This is a genomic window from Streptomyces sp. NPDC090119 (assembly GCF_044747085.1).
Taxonomy (GTDB): Bacteria; Actinomycetota; Actinomycetes; order Streptomycetales; family Streptomycetaceae; genus Streptomyces.
The window spans coordinates 73,707-90,114 of the sequence record NZ_JBIVDK010000009.1; the positions used below are offsets into that span (position 1 = coordinate 73,707).

Annotated in this window: 12 protein-coding genes and 3 pseudogenes; 5 read left to right on the forward strand and 10 right to left on the reverse strand. The window is 71.0% G+C overall.

Annotated elements, in window-relative coordinates; genetic code table 11:
* Positions 1 to 130 precede the first annotated feature (130 nt).
* Together gabT and ACIPPM_RS30395 are read left to right on the forward strand one after the other, a co-directional pair.
* Positions 131 to 1,465, forward strand: a complete 1,335-nt coding sequence (gene gabT / locus ACIPPM_RS30390; protein WP_393599437.1) for a 4-aminobutyrate--2-oxoglutarate transaminase — start codon at positions 131 to 133, stop codon at positions 1,463 to 1,465.
* A 399-nt stretch (positions 1,466 to 1,864) separates the two neighbouring features.
* A pseudogene (locus tag ACIPPM_RS30395) lies at positions 1,865 to 2,533 on the forward strand (phosphatase PAP2 family protein); the annotation flags it as partial.
* Here the strand turns inward: ACIPPM_RS30395 and ACIPPM_RS30400 are convergent.
* The 8 genes from ACIPPM_RS30400 to ACIPPM_RS30435 all read right to left on the reverse strand — a co-directional run bounded on the left by ACIPPM_RS30400 (position 2,475) and on the right by ACIPPM_RS30435 (position 12,163).
* A complete protein-coding gene (locus ACIPPM_RS30400; protein WP_401453588.1) occupies positions 2,475 to 4,238 on the reverse strand; it encodes a chitinase in 1,764 nt (587 codons plus the stop codon). The pseudogene ACIPPM_RS30395 and the gene ACIPPM_RS30400 sit on opposite strands and share 59 nt — an antisense overlap.
* A gap of 155 nt (positions 4,239 to 4,393) precedes the next feature.
* Positions 4,394 to 4,855 carry a hypothetical protein gene (locus ACIPPM_RS30405; protein WP_393599440.1) on the reverse strand — a complete coding sequence of 154 codons (462 nt, stop codon included), beginning with the start codon at positions 4,853 to 4,855 and terminating at the stop codon, positions 4,394 to 4,396.
* 120 nt (positions 4,856 to 4,975) lie between these two features.
* Positions 4,976 to 6,406: an NAD(P)/FAD-dependent oxidoreductase gene (locus tag ACIPPM_RS30410; protein WP_401453590.1), complete on the reverse strand. Its 1,431-nt coding sequence runs from the start codon at positions 6,404 to 6,406 to the stop codon at positions 4,976 to 4,978.
* Between the two features lie 38 nt (positions 6,407 to 6,444).
* Positions 6,445 to 7,245 carry an ABC transporter permease gene (locus ACIPPM_RS30415; protein ID WP_401453592.1) on the reverse strand — a complete coding sequence of 267 codons (801 nt, stop codon included), beginning with the start codon at positions 7,243 to 7,245 and terminating at the stop codon, positions 6,445 to 6,447.
* A gap of 1 nt (position 7,246) precedes the next feature.
* Positions 7,247 to 8,173: an ABC transporter permease gene (locus ACIPPM_RS30420; protein WP_401453594.1), complete on the reverse strand. Its 927-nt coding sequence runs from the start codon at positions 8,171 to 8,173 to the stop codon at positions 7,247 to 7,249.
* Positions 8,173 to 9,324, reverse strand: a complete 1,152-nt coding sequence (locus tag ACIPPM_RS30425; protein WP_401453596.1) for an ABC transporter ATP-binding protein — start codon at positions 9,322 to 9,324, stop codon at positions 8,173 to 8,175. The genes ACIPPM_RS30420 and ACIPPM_RS30425 overlap by 1 nt, the downstream gene beginning before the upstream one ends.
* A gap of 5 nt (positions 9,325 to 9,329) precedes the next feature.
* Positions 9,330 to 10,577 (reverse strand): PotD/PotF family extracellular solute-binding protein, encoded by a 1,248-nt coding sequence (locus tag ACIPPM_RS30430; protein WP_401453598.1) that lies wholly within the window; start codon positions 10,575 to 10,577, stop codon positions 9,330 to 9,332.
* Positions 10,578 to 10,621: 44 nt separating this feature from the next.
* Complete coding sequence (locus tag ACIPPM_RS30435; RefSeq protein WP_401453600.1) at positions 10,622 to 12,163, reverse strand: gamma-aminobutyraldehyde dehydrogenase; 1,542 nt, start codon at positions 12,161 to 12,163, stop codon at positions 10,622 to 10,624.
* A 208-nt stretch (positions 12,164 to 12,371) separates the two neighbouring features.
* Here ACIPPM_RS30435 and ACIPPM_RS30440 point away from each other — a divergent pair, with 208 nt between their 5' ends.
* A complete protein-coding gene (locus ACIPPM_RS30440) occupies positions 12,372 to 12,935 on the forward strand; it encodes an NADAR family protein (protein ID WP_401453602.1) in 564 nt (187 codons plus the stop codon).
* On the opposite strand, the gene ACIPPM_RS30445 is transcribed toward ACIPPM_RS30440, so the two are convergent.
* On the reverse strand, positions 12,921 to 13,832 hold the full coding sequence (locus ACIPPM_RS30445; protein ID WP_401453604.1) for a DUF4190 domain-containing protein: 912 nt from the start codon (positions 13,830 to 13,832) through the stop codon (positions 12,921 to 12,923). The two genes, ACIPPM_RS30440 and ACIPPM_RS30445, sit on opposite strands and share 15 nt — an antisense overlap.
* Before the next feature lie 132 nt (positions 13,833 to 13,964).
* Here ACIPPM_RS30445 and ACIPPM_RS30450 point away from each other — a divergent pair.
* Together ACIPPM_RS30450 and ACIPPM_RS30455 are read left to right on the forward strand one after the other, a co-directional pair.
* Positions 13,965 to 15,096: pseudogene (locus ACIPPM_RS30450) on the forward strand (adenosine deaminase).
* Between the two features lie 165 nt (positions 15,097 to 15,261).
* Entirely contained in the window at positions 15,262 to 15,951 is a 690-nt protein-coding gene (locus ACIPPM_RS30455; RefSeq protein WP_401453606.1) for a glycerophosphodiester phosphodiesterase, read from the forward strand.
* A gap of 362 nt (positions 15,952 to 16,313) precedes the next feature.
* On the opposite strand, the pseudogene ACIPPM_RS30460 reads toward ACIPPM_RS30455, so the two are convergent.
* Positions 16,314 to 16,408 (reverse strand): annotated as a pseudogene (locus ACIPPM_RS30460) (IS5/IS1182 family transposase); the annotation flags it as partial.

Below are 16,408 nucleotides of genomic sequence, written 5' to 3' on the forward strand. Positions count from 1 at the left end.
GCCCGCCATGTCCACCACGGACAATGGGCCGCGCCGACAACGCCCACATGGAGCATGCCCACACCGCCGCACCCGTCTTAGCCTGCGGGAAAACAAGGCAAGCGTCCGTAATACCCCCCAGGAGCCCCGCATGACCGCACTTCCGCAGGAGCGCCGCGTCGTCACCGCCATTCCCGGCCCGAAGTCGCAGGAGCTTCAGGCCCGCCGCACCGCGGTCGTCGCCCAGGGCGTGGGCTCCACGCTGCCGGTGTTCGTCACGCGCGCGGGTGGCGGCGTCATCGAGGACGTCGACGGCAACAGCCTGATCGACTTCGGCTCCGGCATCGCCGTGACCTCGGTGGGCGCCTCCGCCGAGGCCGTGGTGCGCCGCGCGAGCGCCCAGCTCGCCGACTTCACCCACACCTGTTTCATGGTCACCCCGTACGAGGGCTACGTGGAGGTCGCCGAGGCCCTCGCGGAGCTGACCCCGGGTGACCACGCGAAGAAGTCGGCGCTGTTCAACTCGGGCGCCGAGGCCGTGGAGAACGCGGTGAAGATCGCCCGCGCCCACACCAAGCGCCAGGCCGTCGTGGTGTTCGACCACGGCTACCACGGCCGTACCAACCTCACGATGGCGCTGACGGCGAAGAACATGCCGTACAAGAACGGCTTCGGCCCGTTCGCGCCCGAGGTCTACCGCGTCCCGGTGGCCTACGGCTACCGCTGGCCCACCGGCCCGGAGAACGCGGGCCCGGAGGCCGCCAAGCAGGCGATCGACCAGATCACCAAGCAGGTCGGCGCGGACAACGTGGCCGCGATCATCATCGAGCCGGTGCTCGGTGAGGGCGGCTTCATCGAGCCGGCCAAGGGCTTCCTGCCGGAGATCGTGAAGTTCGCCAACGACAACGGCATCGTGTTCGTCGCGGACGAGATCCAGTCCGGCTTCTGCCGCACCGGCCAGTGGTTCGCGTGCGAGGACGAGGGCATCGTCCCGGACCTGATCACGACCGCCAAGGGCATCGCGGGCGGTCTGCCGCTCGCCGCCGTGACGGGCCGCGCCGAGATCATGGACGCCGCGCACGCGGGCGGCCTGGGCGGCACCTACGGCGGCAACCCGGTGGCCTGCGCCGCCGCGCTCGGCGCGATCGAGACGATGAAGGAGCAGGACCTCAACGGCAAGGCCAAGCACATCGAGGAGGTCATGAAGGGCCGCCTCGCGACGATGGCCGAGAAGTTCGACATCATCGGCGACATCCGCGGCCGTGGCGCCATGATCGCCATCGAGCTGGTCAAGGACCGCGACACCAAGGAGCCGAACGCCGAGGCGGCCGCCGCGCTGGCCAAGGCGTGCCACCAGGAGGGCCTGCTGGTCCTGACCTGCGGCACCTACGGCAACGTGCTGCGCTTCCTGCCCCCGCTGGTCATCGGCGAGGACCTGCTGAACGAGGGCCTGGACATCATCGAGCAGGCTTTCTCGCGCATCTGAGCGACCGGACCGCTCTCATTGTCGAGTGGTCCGTACCTCTGGCGGACGACTGCGGCAGGCCGTGTGAAGAACGTGTGCGAGGTGGATGACAGGACGCGATTGCGTCTGTCCGACCGCCTCCGCCTGCCGTAGGTTCGGTCCCGATGAGAGATACACCCCGCTCGCAGGGAACTGCGGGTGAGTGCAGGACGGGGCCTCCCCAGCTTCGACCTGGTCGTGCCCTCGCGCACACAACCGGGGCCTGAGGGCTCCGGGATCTCCACACCGATCGGACGGTCGCCGCCCCAAACCCCCCGGGGCGCGCGACATCCCGGTCCGGACGGCCGCCCCGGAACCACCCCCCCTGTTCCCGGGCGGCCGACCTCCTTCTCCCCCGCGAGCGCGTGCGAAGCTGGCCCGGTGCCCGCTGCCCGCCGCCTCGCCCTCGCCGCCGCCCTCCTGACCGGCCTCCCGGCGCTGCTGTTCGCGCTGCTCACCTGGCAGGTGCTGGCACACGGCCCGCTGCTCGCGCTGGACGCCCGGCTCAGCCGTGACCTGGTCCACCCGGACCGCTTCTCCGAACTCCTCTCCGACCTCGGCGAGATCACGGTGGCCGTACCCGTGCTGGTGCTCGCCCTCGGCTACGCCGCCTGGCGGGGCCGGAGCGCGGGGATGCCCCGCTGGTGGCTGCCGCCCGCCGCGGCCGCGCTGCTAATGGCGGTGCTCCCGGCGATCGTCGTCCCACTGAAGCTGTGGACCGCGCGGCCGGGGACCCCCGTGGTGCCCCCGGCCACCGGCTACTTCCCCTCCGGCCACACCGCGACGGCCGCAGTGGCCTACGGCGCCTCGGCGCTGCTCCTCCTCCCCTGGTGCCGCACCCGCACCGCCCGCCTCACGGCGACCGTCGTCCCCGCCGTACTGGTGCTCGCGGTGTCGTACGGCCTGGTGCGGCGGGGCTACCACTGGCCGCTGGACGTACTGGCGTCCTGGTGCCTGGGCGCGGTGCTGCTGACCGGTCTGGCGCTGGTGCTCAGCCGAAGTAGGAGTCGAAGGTCCGCTGGAACTCCCAGCCCGCGAACCGGTCCCAGTTCACCGACCAGGTCATCAGGCCCCGGAGCGCGGGCCAGGTTCCGTGGGTCGGGTACGAGCCGCAGTTCGTCTTCTTCGTGAGGCAGTCCAGGGTCTTGGTGACCTCGGCCGGGGCGACGTAGCCGTTGCCCGCGTTGACCGAGGCGGGCATGCCGATGGCGACCTGGTCGGGGCGCAGCGGCGGGAAGACGTTGCCCGCGTCACCCGCGACCGGGAAGCCGGTGAGCAGCATGTCGGTCATGGCGATGTGGAAGTCGGCGCCGCCCATGGAGTGGTACTGGTTGTCCAGACCCATGATCGGGCCCGAGTTGTAGTCCTGGACGTGCAGCAGGGTGAGGTCGTCGCGCAGGGCGTGGATGACCGGGAGGTAGGCGCCGCAGCGCGGGTCCTGCCCGCCCCACTTGCCACTGCCGTAGAACTGGTAGCCGTTCTGCACGAAGAAGGTCTCCGGGGCCATGGTGAGCACGAACTTGGTGCCGTACTTGGCCTTGAGGGTCTTCAGCGCGGAGATCAGGTTGACGATCACCGGGGTGGTCGGGTTCTTGAAGTCGGTGTCGCCGGTGTTCAGGGAGAGCGAGTGGCCCTCGAAGTCGATGTCGAGGCCGTCGAGCCCGTACTGGTCGATGATCTTCGAGACGGAGGAGACGAAGGCGTCGCGGGCGGCGGTGGTGGTCAGCTGGACCTGGCCGTTCTGGCCGCCGATGGAGATCAGCACCTTCTTGCCCGCGGCCTGCTTGGCCTTGATGGCCGCCTTGAAGTCGGCGTCGCTCTCCACGTTGGGGCACTCCGAGACCGGGCAGCGGTTGAAGCGGATGTCCCCGGAGGTGACCGAGGTGGGCTCGCCGAAGGCCAGGTCGATGACGTCCCAGCTGTCGGGCACGTCGGCCACGCGGGTGTAGCCGGAGCCGTTGGCGAAGCTGGCGTGCAGGTAGCCGACCAGGGCGAGGGCGGGCAGTTGCGTGTTACCCCCGCCGTCGCTGCGGGCCGGGGTGGTCGCGGTCACCGTGGCGGAGCGGGCGGACTCCCCCGCGTCGTTGGTGGCGGTGACCTGGAAGGCGTACGCGGTCGAGGGGTTCAGGCCGCCGATGGTGGTCGAAGTACCGCTCGTGGAAGCGACTTTGGCGCCGTCCCGGTAGACCGCGTAACCGGTCGCGCCGGTCACCGGGGTCCAGGACAGGGCGACGGAGGTGGCGGTGACGGTGCCGGTCCTCAGCCCGGTCGGTACGGTGGGCGGCTGGGTGGTGGTGCCGCCGCCGGGGCCGATGAGGGAGACGTCGTCGGCGTAGTAGGCGCCGGTGCCGTACCAGCCGTGGGTGTAGATGGTGACCTTGGTGGTGTTGGCGCCGGTGGTGAAGGTGGTGGAGAGCTTCTGCCAGTCGGGCGCGGACTGGGTCCAGGTGGAGACGTCGGTGGTGCCGGTGCCGCTGGCGCCGAGGTACACGTAGGAGCCGCGCACCCAACCGGCCAGCATGTACTGGGAGTTGGGTCTGACGGTTACCGTCTGGGCGCACTGGGCGTTGTCGCTGCCCTGCGGTGTGGCTTGCAGCGCCGAGGAGCCACTGCGCACCGGGGAGGTGACGGTGGTACCGGCGGTGCAGGTCCAGGGGGACAGGCCGGATTCGAAGCCGCCGTTGACCGCGGCGTCCGCGTCGGCCGCACGGGCGGCCGACGAGAGCGCGGCACTGCCGGGCACGGCGAGAGCCATGACCGTGAGGAATGCGACCAGGGGTCGGGAACGGTCCACAAATGCCTCCAGGCATGGGGAAGTTGGAGGTCGAGGGTGCACCCAACTTGGTCCAGACCAATTCTGTTGTCAAGAAGTCCCGCCAAGGAGCCCGGCCGAGGAGTCCCGGCGTGGACTCACGAGCGGCGCCCGTCCTCCTCGCTCGCCAGTGCCGCCGCCGCCTCGTGCATCGCCAGCTCCAGCAGCGCCGGGTCGGTGAGCGTGCCCGACCCGTCCGGCGGCACCAGCCAGCGCACCCCCTGGGTCGCCCGGCCGGGGTACGGCACGACGATCCAGGTGCCGGACCCGGCCGTGCGGATACCGGTGCCCAGCCAGCGGGCGGCGGTGCCGGGCGGCACGAAGAAGCCCACCCGGTTGTCCCCGAAGTCGACCAGCACCGGGCCGGGTTGATCGAGGACGCGGGTGAGCACGTCCAGCGTCGGATAGCCCAGCTCCCCCGGCAGGATGAGCACGTCCCACGCCTTTCCAGCGGGCAGCAGGGCGACCCCCAGCGGGCTGCGCTCCCACTCCCACCGGCAGGCTTCCGGGTCCGGCGCGACGGACGCCAGCCACTCCACCGCAGTCTTCGCCCCTGTCATGAAAAGACCTCCCTCTCGTTCGCGGACACGCGCGTCTGCGAAGGAGAGGGAGGTGGGGCCGTCCGCATTACGCGGGTTGAGTAGCCTCTTTGGGGTGACCTGGGTCACACAGTCCGGGTGCTAGCTGTCGAAGCCGAGCCCCAGCCGGTCCATGGTCCGCAGCCACAGGTTGCGCCGCCCGGCCTGTGCGTCGGCGCGTGCCAGCGACCAGCGGGTCAGCGCGATGCCGGTCCAGGCGAACGGCTCGGGCGGGAACGGCAGCGGCTTCCGGCGGACCATCGCCAGCCGGGTGCGCTCGGTGTCCGCGCCGTCCAGCAGGTCCAGCATCACGTCGGCGCCGAAGCGGGTGGCCCCCACCCCGAGCCCGGTGTAGCCCGCCGCGTAGGCGACCCGGCCCTGATGGCCGGTGCCGAAGAACGCCGAGAAGCGGGAGCAGGTGTCGATGGCGCCGCCCCAGGCGTGGGTGAAGCGGACGCCCTCCAGCTGCGGGAAGCAGGTGAAGAAGTGCCCGGCCAGCTTGGCGTAGGTCTCCGGCCGGTCGTCGTACTCCGCGCGCACCCGGCCCCCGTACGGATAGATCGCGTCGTAGCCGCCCCACAGCACCCGGTTGTCCGGGGTCAGCCGGAAGTAGTGGAACTGGTTGGCCGCGTCGCCGAGGCCCTGGCGGTTCTTCCAGCCGAGCGAGTCGAGTTGCTCGGCGCCGAGCGGTTCGGTGGTCAGCGCGTAGTCGTAGACCGGCACCGTGTAGGAGCGGACCCGGCGCAGCAGGCTGGGGAAGATGTTGGTGCCGAGCGCCACCTTGCGGGCGCGGACGGTGCCGTACGGGGTACCGGCCTCCATCCCGGCGCCGTACTGCTTCAGGGTCAGGGCCGGGGTGTGCTCGTACACCCGGACCCCGAGGGCGAGGCAGGCCCGCTTGAGGCCCCAGGCCAGCTTGGCCGGGTGCAGCAGGGCCACGCCCCGGCGGTCCCACAGCCCGGCCTCGAAGGTGGGCGAGCCGACCTCGGCGCGCAGGGCGTCGCGGTCGAGGAACTCCATGCCGTCCGCGAGACCCCGGTCCTGGAGCTCCCGGTGCCAGTCGCGCAGTTCCCATGCCTGGTAGGTCTCGGTGGCCACGTCGATCTCGCCGGTGCGCTCGAAGTCGCAGTCGATGCCGTGCCGGGCGAGCGCGTCCTCGATGCCGTCCAGGTTGCGGGCGCCGAGGTCGTGCAGGGTGCCGATCTCGTCCGGCCAGCGGGCCAGGCCGTTGGCCAGGCCGTGGGTGAGGGAGGCGGCGCAGAACCCGCCGTTGCGGCCCGAGGCGGCCCAGCCCACCTCGCGCCCTTCCAGCAGCACCACGTCCCGGCCGGGGTCGCGCTCCTTGGCGTTGAGCGCGGTCCACAGTCCGCTGTAGCCGCCGCCGACCACGAGGAGGTCGCAGGTGTCGGTGCCGGTGAGGGCGGGCTCGGAGCGCGGCTTGCCGGGGTCCTCCAGCCAGTAGGGGACCGGCTGGGCTTCGGAGAGGGAAGCGATCCAGTTGTCTTTTCCACGGCTCATGGCGCTAGGGGCCATGATTCCAACTCCCTACGAGCTACAGGGCTACGGGGCTGTTACGCCTTCTGCTTACCGCGTCGGTTGGTGACGAGCATCGAGACCAGCACGAACAGTACGGCGATGAGGAACATGGCCGTCCCGATGACATTGATCTGAACGGGCGTTCCGCGCTGTGCCGAGCCCCAGACGAACATGGGGAAGGTGACGGTCGAGCCCGCGTTGAAATTGGTGATGATGAAATCGTCGAAGGAGAGCGCGAAGGACAGCAGCGCGCCCGCGGCGATCCCGGGTGCCGCGATGGGCAGGGTGACCCGCCAGAAGGTCTGCACCGGTCCCGCGTAGAGATCGCGGGCGGCCTCCTCCAGGCGCGGGTCCATCGACATCACGCGCGCCTTGACCGCGGTGACGACGAAGCTCAGGCAGAACATGATGTGGGCGATCAGGATCGTCCAGAAGCCGAGCTGCGCGCCCATGTTGAGGAACAGGGTGAGCAGCGAGGCGGCCATGACGACCTCGGGCATCGCCATCGGCAGGAAGATCAGCGAGTTGACCGCGCCGCGCGCCCGGAACCGGTACCGGACCAGTGCGAAGGCGATCATCGTGCCGAGCGCGGTGGCGCCGATGGTGGCCCATAGGGCGATCTGGAGGCTGAGCCCGAGCGAGCCGCACATGTCGGCGACCCCGCACGGGTCCTGCCAGGCGTCGGTGGAGAAGTGCTGCCACTCGTAGTTGAAGCGGCCCTTGGGCTTGTTGAAGGAGAACACCGTCACGACGATGTTCGGCAGCAGCAGATAGGCGAGCGTCAGCAGTCCCGCGACGACCACGAGACGGCGCTTGAGCCAGGTGAAGACGGCCATGTCAGACGAGGTCCTCCGTCCCGGCCCGGCGGATGTAGAGCGTGACCATGGCCAGGATCGCGGCCATGAGGATGAAGGAGAGCGCGGCGGCCGTCGGATAGTCCAGGACGCGCAGGAACTGGGTCTGGATGACGTTGCCGATCATGCGGGTGTCGGTGGAGCCGAGCAGCTCGGCGTTGACGTAGTCACCGGCCGCCGGGATGAAGGTGAGCAGGGTGCCGGAGACCACGCCGGGCATCGACAGCGGGAAGGTCACCTTGCGGAAGGTGGTCCAGGGCCGGGCGTACAGATCCCCGGCCGCCTCGTGCAGCCGTCCGTCGATCCGCTCCAGCGAGCTGTACAGCGGCAGGATCATGAACGGCAGGAAGTTGTACGTCAGCCCGCACACCACCGCCAGCGGGGTGGCCAGCACCCGGTCGCCCGCGGTCCAGCCGAGCCAGCCGGTCACGTCCAGCACGTGCAGGGTGTTCAGCGCGTGCACCACGGGCCCGTTGTCCGCGAGGATCGTCTTCCAGGCGAGGGTGCGGATCAGGAAGCTGGTGAAGAACGGCGCGATCACCAGGACCATGATCAGGTTCCGCCAGCGCCCGGCGCGGAACGCGATCAGATACGCCAGCGGATAGCCCAGCAGCAGGCAGAGCACGGTGGCGGCGGCCGCGTAGAGCACCGAGCGGACGAACTGCGGCCAGTACTCGGCGAGCGCGTGCCAGTAGGTGGCGAAGTGCCAGGTGACCTTGTAGCCCTGCTCCAGCGACCCGGTCTGCACCGAGGTCGACGCCTGGTAGACCATCGGCAGCGCGAAGAACACGATCAGCCACAGGATGCCGGGCAGCAGCAGCCAGTACGGGGTGAACCGGCCGCGCTTGCGGGGTGGCTGCGCGGGCTCCGGCGGGGCGAGCGGCGGGGGCGCCTCGGCGAGGGTCGGCATCAGACGGCCGCCTCTTCCTCGGTACCGGCGTCGATGTCCTGGGCCGCGTCGAGCGCGAAGGTGTGCGCCGGGTTCCAGTGCAGGACGACCTCGGCACCGGGCACCAACCGGGTGTCCCGCTCGACGTTCTGCGCGTACACCGCGAGCGCGCCCGCCACGGGGCTGTCGATCACGTACTGGGTGGAGACGCCGATGAAACTGGCGTCCGCGATGGTGCCGGTGAGGCGGTTGCGGCCCTCGGGGACCGAGCCCGCGTCGTCGGCGTGGGCGAGCGCGATCTTCTCGGGGCGGATGCCGACCAGCAGCTTCCCCCCGGCCGGGGCGGGCGCGGAGCAGCGCGCCTCGGGCAGCAGCAGCTTGCCGTCCCCGGCGCGCAGCACGATGTCGCCGCCGCCGCGGGAGTCGACCTCCGCCTCGATCAGGTTGGAGGTGCCGAGGAAGTTGGCGACGAAGGTGGTGCCCGGGTTCTCGTACAGCTCGGCGGGCGAGCCGAGCTGCTCGACGCGGCCCGCGTTCATCACGGCGACCGTGTCGGCCATGGTCATGGCCTCCTCCTGGTCGTGCGTGACATGGACGAAGGTGATGCCGACCTCGGTCTGGATGCGCTTCAGCTCCAGCTGCATCTGGCGGCGCAGCTTGAGGTCGAGGGCGCCGAGGGGCTCGTCCAGCAGCAGCACCTTGGGGTGGTTGATCAGGGCGCGGGCGACCGCGACGCGCTGCTGCTGGCCGCCGGAGAGCTGGTGCGGCTTCTTCCGGGCCTGCTCGCCGAGCTGGACCAGCTCCAGCATCTCCCCGACCTGCTTCTTCACGCTCTTGATGCCACGCCGGCGCAGACCGAAGGCGACGTTCTCGAAGATGTCGAGGTGCGGGAAGAGCGCGTAGGACTGGAACACCGTGTTGACGGGCCGCTTGTACGGGGGCAGCCCGGTGACGTCCAGGTCGCCGAGGTGCACGGTGCCGGAGGTCGGCTCCTCCAGCCCGGCGATCATGCGCAGGGTGGTGGTCTTGCCGCAGCCGGAGGCGCCGAGCAGCGCGAAGAAGGAGCCCTGGGGCACGGTGAGGTCCAGCGGGTGTACGGCGGTGAAGCTGCCGTACGTCTTGCCGATGCCGGAGAGGCGGACGTCGCCGCTGCCGTCTGTCGTCGTCTTCATCCTCGTCACGCCCCTGTGAGCTTCGCGAACTTCTCTTCGTAGGCCGTCTCTTCCTTCTGGCTCAGGGAGCGGAAGGCGTGGGACTTCGCCTGCATGGCCTTGTCGGGGACGATCAGCGGGTTGTCCGCCGCGTCCCGGTCGATCTTCGCAAGCCAGGGCTTCACGTCGTCGACCGGAGTGACGTAGTTGATGTAGGCGGCGAGCGCGGCGGCCTGCTCGGGTTCGTAGAAGAAGTCGATCAGCCGCTCGGCGTTCGTCTTGTGACGTGCCTTGTTGGGGATCAGCATATTGTCCGTCGACGTGACATAGCCGCTGTCCGGAATGATGAAGTCCACATCGGGGCTGTCCGCCTTGAGCTGGACCACGTCACCGGCCCAGGCGACACAGGCCGCGAAGTCGCCCTTGGCGAGGTCGGCGGTGTAGTCGTTGCCGGTGAAGCGGCGTATCTGGCCCTTGTCGACGCCCTTCTGCAGCCGGGCTATGGCCGCGTCGTAGTCGTCGTCGGTGAAGTCGGCGGGGTCCTTGCCCATGTCGAGCAGGGTCATCCCGACGCTGTCCCGCATCTCGGAGAGGAAGCCGACCCGGCCCTTCAGCTTGGGGTTGTCGAGCAGGTCGGAGACGGATCTCACCTCGATGCCGTCCAGCGCCTTCTTGTTGTAGGCGATGACCGTGGAGATGCCCTGCCAGGGGTAGGAGTAGGCGCGGCCGGGGTCCCAGTCGGGGGTGCGGAACTGCGGCGAGAGGTTGGCGAAGGCGTGCGGGAGGTGCGCCGGGTCCAGCTTCTGCACCCAGCCGAGCCGGATCAGCCGGGCGGCCAGCCAGTCGGTGAGGACGATCAGGTCCCGGCCGGTCTCCTGGCCCGCGGCGAGCTGCGGCTTGATCTTGCCGAAGAACTCGTTGTTGTCGTTGATGTCCTCGGTGTACCGCACCGAGATCCCGGTCTTCTTCTGGAACGCGGCGAGCGTGGGGTGGCGCTTGCCGCTGTCGTCCACGTCGATGTACTCGGTCCAGTTGGAGAAGTTCACGGTCTTCTCCTTGGCCGAGCGGTCGTCCGCCGAGGTGCCGCCCGGCGTCCGTCCGGCCGCCGGGATGCCACAGGCGCTCAGGCCGCCGAGGGCGCCTGCCGTGAGCACGCCTCCGGCCGACGCCCGCAGCAGCGACCGGCGGGTCAGCGCTGCCCGCCCGCTCCGCAGACTGCGCCGCACGGCGGCCAGCTGGGGCGGGGTGAGGCGGTCGGGCTCGTACTGATCCATACGCGTGGTGCCCTTTCGGAAAGCGGGAGGCCGGGGGCTGGGGTCTAGTGACTCCGGTCCCCGAAGACCGTGCGGTGCCAGTCCTTGCGGACAGCCGCCGTGTTGTCGAACATGACGTGCTTGACCTGCGTGTACTCCTCGAAGGAGTACGCCGACATGTCCTTGCCGAAGCCGGACGCCTTGTACCCGCCGTGCGGCATCTCGCTGATGATCGGGATGTGGTCGTTGATCCACACGCACCCGGCGCGCAGGTCGCGGGTGGCCCGCTGGGCGCGGTAGACGTTGCCGGTCCAGGCGGAGGCGGCGAGCCCGTACGGGGTGTCGTTGGCGAGCCGCAGCCCCTCGTCGTCGGTGTCGAAGGGAAGCACGACGAGGACGGGCCCGAAGAGCTCCGACTGGACGATCTCGCTGTCCTGGGCGGCGCCGGTGACCAGGGTGGGCCGGTAGTAGGCGCCGCTCTTGAGGTCGCCGCCGGGGGCCTCGCCGCCGGTGACGACGGTCGCGTAGGCGCGGGCCCGGTCCACGAAGGCGGCGACGCGGTCGCGGTGGGCGTGCGAGACCAGCGGGCCGAGGTCGGTGCCGGGGGCGAAGGGGTCGCCGAGCCGCACGGTCTCCATCAGCGCGGCGGTCCGCTCCACGAACGCCTCGTACAGCGGGCGCTGCACATAGGCGCGGGTGGCGGCCGTGCAGTCCTGGCCGGTGTTGATGAGCGCGCCCGCGACCGCGCCGTTGACGGCGGCGTCCAGGTCGGCGTCGTCGAACACGACGAACGGCGCCTTGCCGCCCAGCTCCAGGTGGAGCCGCTTCACGGTGGCGGTGGCGATCTCGGCGACCCGGCGGCCGACGGCGGTGGAGCCGGTGAACGAGGTCATCGCCACGTCCGGATGCCCGACCAGCCGCTCCCCCGCCTCCGGCCCGGTCCCGCTGACGATGTTGATCACACCGTCCGGGATGCCCGCGTCGACGGCGGCCCGCGCGAACAGCAGCGAGGTGAGCGGGGTCAGCTCGGCGGGCTTGAGCACGATGGTGTTGCCCGCGGCGACGGCCGGGAGGATCTTCCAGGCGGCCATCTGGAGCGGGTAGTTCCAGGGCGCGATCGACCCGACCACCCCGATGGGCTCGCGCCGGACGTACGAGGTGTGGTCGCCGGAGTACTCCCCCGCCGACTGCCCCTGGAGCTGCCGGGCGGCGCCCGCGAAGAAGGCCGTGTTGTCGATGGTGCCGGGGACGTCGAACTCGCGGGTCAGCTTCAGCGGCTTGCCGCACTGGAGCGACTCGGCCCGGGCGAACTCCTCGGCCCGGTCCGCGAGCACGGCGGCGAAACGGTTCAGCGCGTCGGAGCGCTCGCCGGGCGTGGTGGCGGCCCAGCCGGGGAAGGCGGCGCGGGCGGCGGCCACGGCCGCGTCGACGTCGCTCTCCCCGGCGAGTTCGTAGCGGTACACCTCCTCGCCGGTCGCGGGGTCCGTCACCGCGTGAGTGCGGCCCGAGGTGCCCGGCGCGGGGCGGCCCGCGATGAACTGCGCGCCCTCGGTGAAGTGGTCGCGTGCGGGAAATCGTTCCGGGGTGGCGCTGCCCGGCTTGTGCATGTCGCTCTCCTCCGCCGGACACCCCGTTCGGGGGCCGGGTGGCGTGGCTCCAGCTCGATTTGAGTGCCGATCCTGGCAGAGGAGACTCACACCAACAAGGGATTCCGTTGTTGCCTTTTGGTTACGCGACGGAATCTGTCGGCGGGCTGTCGAGCCTCGGTGGAAAACGAGGGACGGGTTGTCAGTGGCGGCTGCCACACTCGCGTGCATGGGGAAGATCGACGGGGTGGAAGCGCTGATCGGCGCGGTCGGGGCGGGGACGCCCGTGAAGTACCTGCACTTCTGGGGGCATCGCCCGCAGAAGGACGGGAGCGTGGGCGCGGGGTGTCTGAGCCAGTGGTGGCCGGCGCCGTTCACGGTGGACGGGGTCGACTACGCGACGGCCGAGCACTGGATGATGGCGACCAAGGCACGCCTCTTCGCCGACCGGGACGCCGAGCGGCTGGTCCTGGCCGCCGGGCATCCGGCCGAGGCGAAGAAGGCGGGGCGGCTGGTCCGGGGGTTCGACGAGGAGATATGGCGCCGGGAGCGGTTCCGGATCGTCGTCGAGGGCAGCGTGCACAAGTTCGCCGCCGACCCCGGGCTGCGCGCGTACCTGCTCGGCACGGGTGAGCGGGTGCTGGTGGAGGCGAGCCCGGTGGACCGCGTGTGGGGCATCGGGCTCAGCGCGCGGGACGAGGCCGCGTGGGACCCGGCCCGCTGGAAGGGGGCGAACCTCCTGGGCTTCGCCCTGATGGAGGCTCGGGAGCGGCTGCGTTCAGAGGCGGGGTGAGACGGGGAGCCGCGGCGCCGAGTCGTAGGGCGCGGGGGCGTAGGGCGCGGAGTTGTAGGAGGAGTCGCCGGGGTAGGTGTCCGGGCTGCGATCGGGCCTGTCCGCGCCGACCGCGAGGAAGTACATCAAGATCACGAACGCCAGCGCGATGAGGCCGACGACGATGCCGATCACTCCGCACACGATGCCCGCCTGGGCCTGGGAGCGGTTGGTGGCCTCACCGCGGTCGGCCCGCTTGCGGCCCTGGAAACCGAGGACCACCGCGACGATGCCCATGATGATGGAGAGGACGCCGTAGAAGCAGAACAGGACGATGGAGAGGATGCCGAGGACCAGGGCCGCGGTGCCGGCGGAGTTCTGCGGGACGGGGCCCATGGGGGCGCCGGGCCAGCCGTAGGCGGGGGGCTGGGGGTAGGGCGAGGGGCCTTGCGGGCCGGGGTAGGGCGACGGGCCCTGCTGGCCGGGGTAGGGCGAGTGGCCCTGCTGGCTCGGGTAGCTCGGGTAGCCGTAGCCCGCGGGCGGCGCGGGGGCGCCGGTGGGGGCGTACGGCGGGACGCCGGGGCCGTTCGGGGCGATCGGCGGGGGCGGGACCGCGGGGCCGGTGGGCTGGCCGGACTGGGGCGGCACCGTGGGACCCGCGTGCGGGCCGAAGCCGACGGCGGGCATCGCGGCCATGGTGGCCTGGTCGTGGACCGAGGGCTGCTGCGCGGCGGGCGGCGGCGCGTCCTTCTGGAGCGAAGGCCCCGGGGGCGGCTGGAGCGGCTGGGACTGCTGGGGCGCCTGAGGTGCCTGGGGCGGCTGAGTTGCCTGGGGCGGCTGGGGCGGCGCCCACGGGTCGGAGCCCGGCCCCTGCCCCGTCGCGCCTCGTCCGCCGTCGGGCTGCGTCTGCTCCGTCACGTCCTCATCCCCCCGCACTGATCCCCGCATCGATCGTCAGATCATGTTAGAGCCGCCGCACGGGCCGGGCCCACCCACTCCCTGCACCGACCGTAGCGCCTCGGCCGCCGCTCCCGCCCCGCTCTAGGATGTCTGCGCACCACCCGATCAGCCGATCACCCGCGCCCGGCCCGTCACCCCTGGCCCCCGGGCGCCTTTCCCCGGGGAGGACCCCTTGACCGAGCGCAGCGCCGCCCGCGATCCGCACGCTTTCATCGCCGGACTGCCGAAGGCCGAACTGCACGTCCACCACGTCGGCTCCGCCTCCCCCCGCATCGTCTCGGAACTGGCCGCCCGGCACCCCGACTCCAAGGTCCCGACCGACCCGGAGGCGCTGGCCCAGTACTTCACGTTCACCGACTTCGCGCACTTCATCCAGGTGTACCTGTCGGTCGTGGACCTGGTCCGCACCCCGGAGGACGTCCGGCTGCTGACATACGAGATCGCGCGCGACATGTCCCGGCAGCAGGTGCGGTACGCCGAGCTGACCCTCACCCCGTTCTCCTCGACCCGGCGCGGCATAGCGGACCGGGCCTTCATGGAGGCCATCGAGGACGCCCGCAAGTCCGCCGAGGCCGACTTCGGGACCGTACTGCGCTGGTGCTTCGACATCCCCGGCGAGGCGGGGCTGGAGTCGGCGGAGGAGACGGCCCGGATGGCGACGGACGACCGCATCCGCCCGGAGGGCCTGGTGTCGTTCGGGCTCGGCGGCCCGGAGATCGGCGTACCCCGCCCGCAGTTCAAGCCGTACTTCGACCGCGCGATCGCCGCGGGCCTGCACTCGGTCCCCCACGCGGGCGAGACGACGGGCCCCCAGACGGTCTGGGACGCGATCACCACGCTGGGCGCGGAGCGGATCGGCCACGGCACCAGCTCCGCCCAGGACCCGGCGCTCCTCGCCCACCTCGCCGAGCACCGCATCGCCCTGGAGGTCTGCCCAACCTCCAACATCGCCACCCGCGCGGTGCCCACCCTGGACGAACACCCGCTGAAGCAGTTCGTCGACGCGGGCGTCCTGGTCACCATCAACTCCGACGACCCGCCGATGTTCGGCACGGACCTGAACAAGGAGTACGCGATCGCGGCCCGCCTGCTCGACCTGGACGAGCGGGGCATCGCGGCGCTGGCGAAGAACGCGGTGGAGGCGTCGTTCCTGGACCCGGCGGGCAAGGAGCGGATCGCGGCGGAGATCGACGCGTACACGGAGGCGTGGCAGGCGAGCTGAGGCACGATCGCCGGGGCCGGACCCTGAACCGGCGCCCCGCCCGGACCGCTGACGGGGCCCCGCCCGCAGCCCCGGTCACGGCCCCACGCCCCGGCCGCTCCACCGCCCCGTCTGCCAGGCGGGGCTTCGCCCGCGCAGGCCCCGCCGACTGCCAGAATGACGACCATGCAGACCTGGACCGCCGTCGCACACCGGGGCGACCCCTACCGCTTCCGCGAGAACACCCTCGCCTCGCTGCGCTCCGCGCTGGACCGGGGAGCGGACGCGGTCGAGATCGACGTACGCCTCACCCGCGACGGCGTCCCCGTCCTTCTGCACGACGACACCCTGAAGCGCCTGTGGGAGATCGACCGCCCGCTCTCGTCCCTCACTGCGTCCCAGGTGACGGAACTGACGGCGGGCGGCGTCCCGACCCTGGCGGAAGCCCTGGCGGCCACGGAGGGCACCCGGGTCATGGCGGACCTGTGCGGCGGCGTGACGCCACGCACGGCGGCGAAGGTCCTGGGCGTGATCCGCGACGCAGGCGCAGAGGACCGCGTCTACTACTCCGCGGGCGCCCAGTCCCTCCTGACCCTCCGCGCAGCCGCCCCCGCGGCCGAACTGGCCCTCACCTGGACCACCACGGCCCGCCCCCGCCCCGCCCTCCTGACCGCCCTACGCCCCCACTACCTCAACTACCGCTTCTCCCTGGTCGACCGAGACCTGGCCACCCGAGTCCACAAGGAGGGCTACCTCCTCTCGGTCTGGACCCCGGACACGGGCCGCTCGATGCGGAGGCTGCTGTCGCTGGGGGCGGACTCGATCACGACGAACCGGATCGACACCCTGACTGCCCTGCGACAGCAGCGGGGATAGAGCACCGCTCTCCTAAAGCGGGTGTCGCAGGTTTGCCTCCTGCCTGGGGTACTGCGGCAAGTGGCGGGAGCTCGCCCACCCTTCCGGATTCCAAGGACGCGAGAGGGGACTCGGCCTTTTGCAAGAGGCCGAGCCCCAGGGCGATGTGCATCACGCGGAGTTCAGTCGCCAGGCGACCATTCCGCTCGCCTCGGGCTTGCCTTGCGTGTCGATACGCAATTGCTTGCCCGCGGTGAAGCGTTCAGAGACGACCGATCGGTCGCACGACACGGCCTTCCTCGCCGCGGTCTTTCGAGGAGTGAGAGTGATCTCCAGTGTGCCTTTCCCGGCGCAGACCACTGTCAGCTTGTAGGCGTGTCCGGCTAGGGGGTGTCCGGAAAGTCGTTGAGCCAGAGGCGGAGGCAGGCGAGGGTGACCATGGCCTGGTAGTGGATGGCTCGTTTGTCGTAGCGCGTGG

Excerpts from the sequence above, each read along its gene's own strand:
- gabT (WP_393599437.1), top strand. The coding sequence starts at position 131 with ATGACCGCACTTCCGCAGGAGCGCCGCGTCGTCACCGCCATTCCCGGC.
- ACIPPM_RS30400 (WP_401453588.1), bottom strand. The coding sequence starts at position 4,238 with ATGGCTCTCGCCGTGCCCGGCAGTGCCGCGCTCTCGTCGGCCGCCCGT.
- ACIPPM_RS30405 (WP_393599440.1), bottom strand. The coding sequence starts at position 4,855 with ATGACAGGGGCGAAGACTGCGGTGGAGTGGCTGGCGTCCGTCGCGCCG.
- ACIPPM_RS30410 (WP_401453590.1), bottom strand. The coding sequence starts at position 6,406 with ATGGCCCCTAGCGCCATGAGCCGTGGAAAAGACAACTGGATCGCTTCC.
- ACIPPM_RS30415 (WP_401453592.1), bottom strand. The coding sequence starts at position 7,245 with ATGGCCGTCTTCACCTGGCTCAAGCGCCGTCTCGTGGTCGTCGCGGGA.
- ACIPPM_RS30420 (WP_401453594.1), bottom strand. The coding sequence starts at position 8,173 with ATGCCGACCCTCGCCGAGGCGCCCCCGCCGCTCGCCCCGCCGGAGCCC.
- ACIPPM_RS30425 (WP_401453596.1), bottom strand. The coding sequence starts at position 9,324 with ATGAAGACGACGACAGACGGCAGCGGCGACGTCCGCCTCTCCGGCATC.
- ACIPPM_RS30430 (WP_401453598.1), bottom strand. The coding sequence starts at position 10,577 with ATGGATCAGTACGAGCCCGACCGCCTCACCCCGCCCCAGCTGGCCGCC.
- ACIPPM_RS30435 (WP_401453600.1), bottom strand. The coding sequence starts at position 12,163 with ATGCACAAGCCGGGCAGCGCCACCCCGGAACGATTTCCCGCACGCGAC.
- ACIPPM_RS30440 (WP_401453602.1), top strand. The coding sequence starts at position 12,372 with ATGGGGAAGATCGACGGGGTGGAAGCGCTGATCGGCGCGGTCGGGGCG.
- ACIPPM_RS30455 (WP_401453606.1), top strand. The coding sequence starts at position 15,262 with ATGCAGACCTGGACCGCCGTCGCACACCGGGGCGACCCCTACCGCTTC.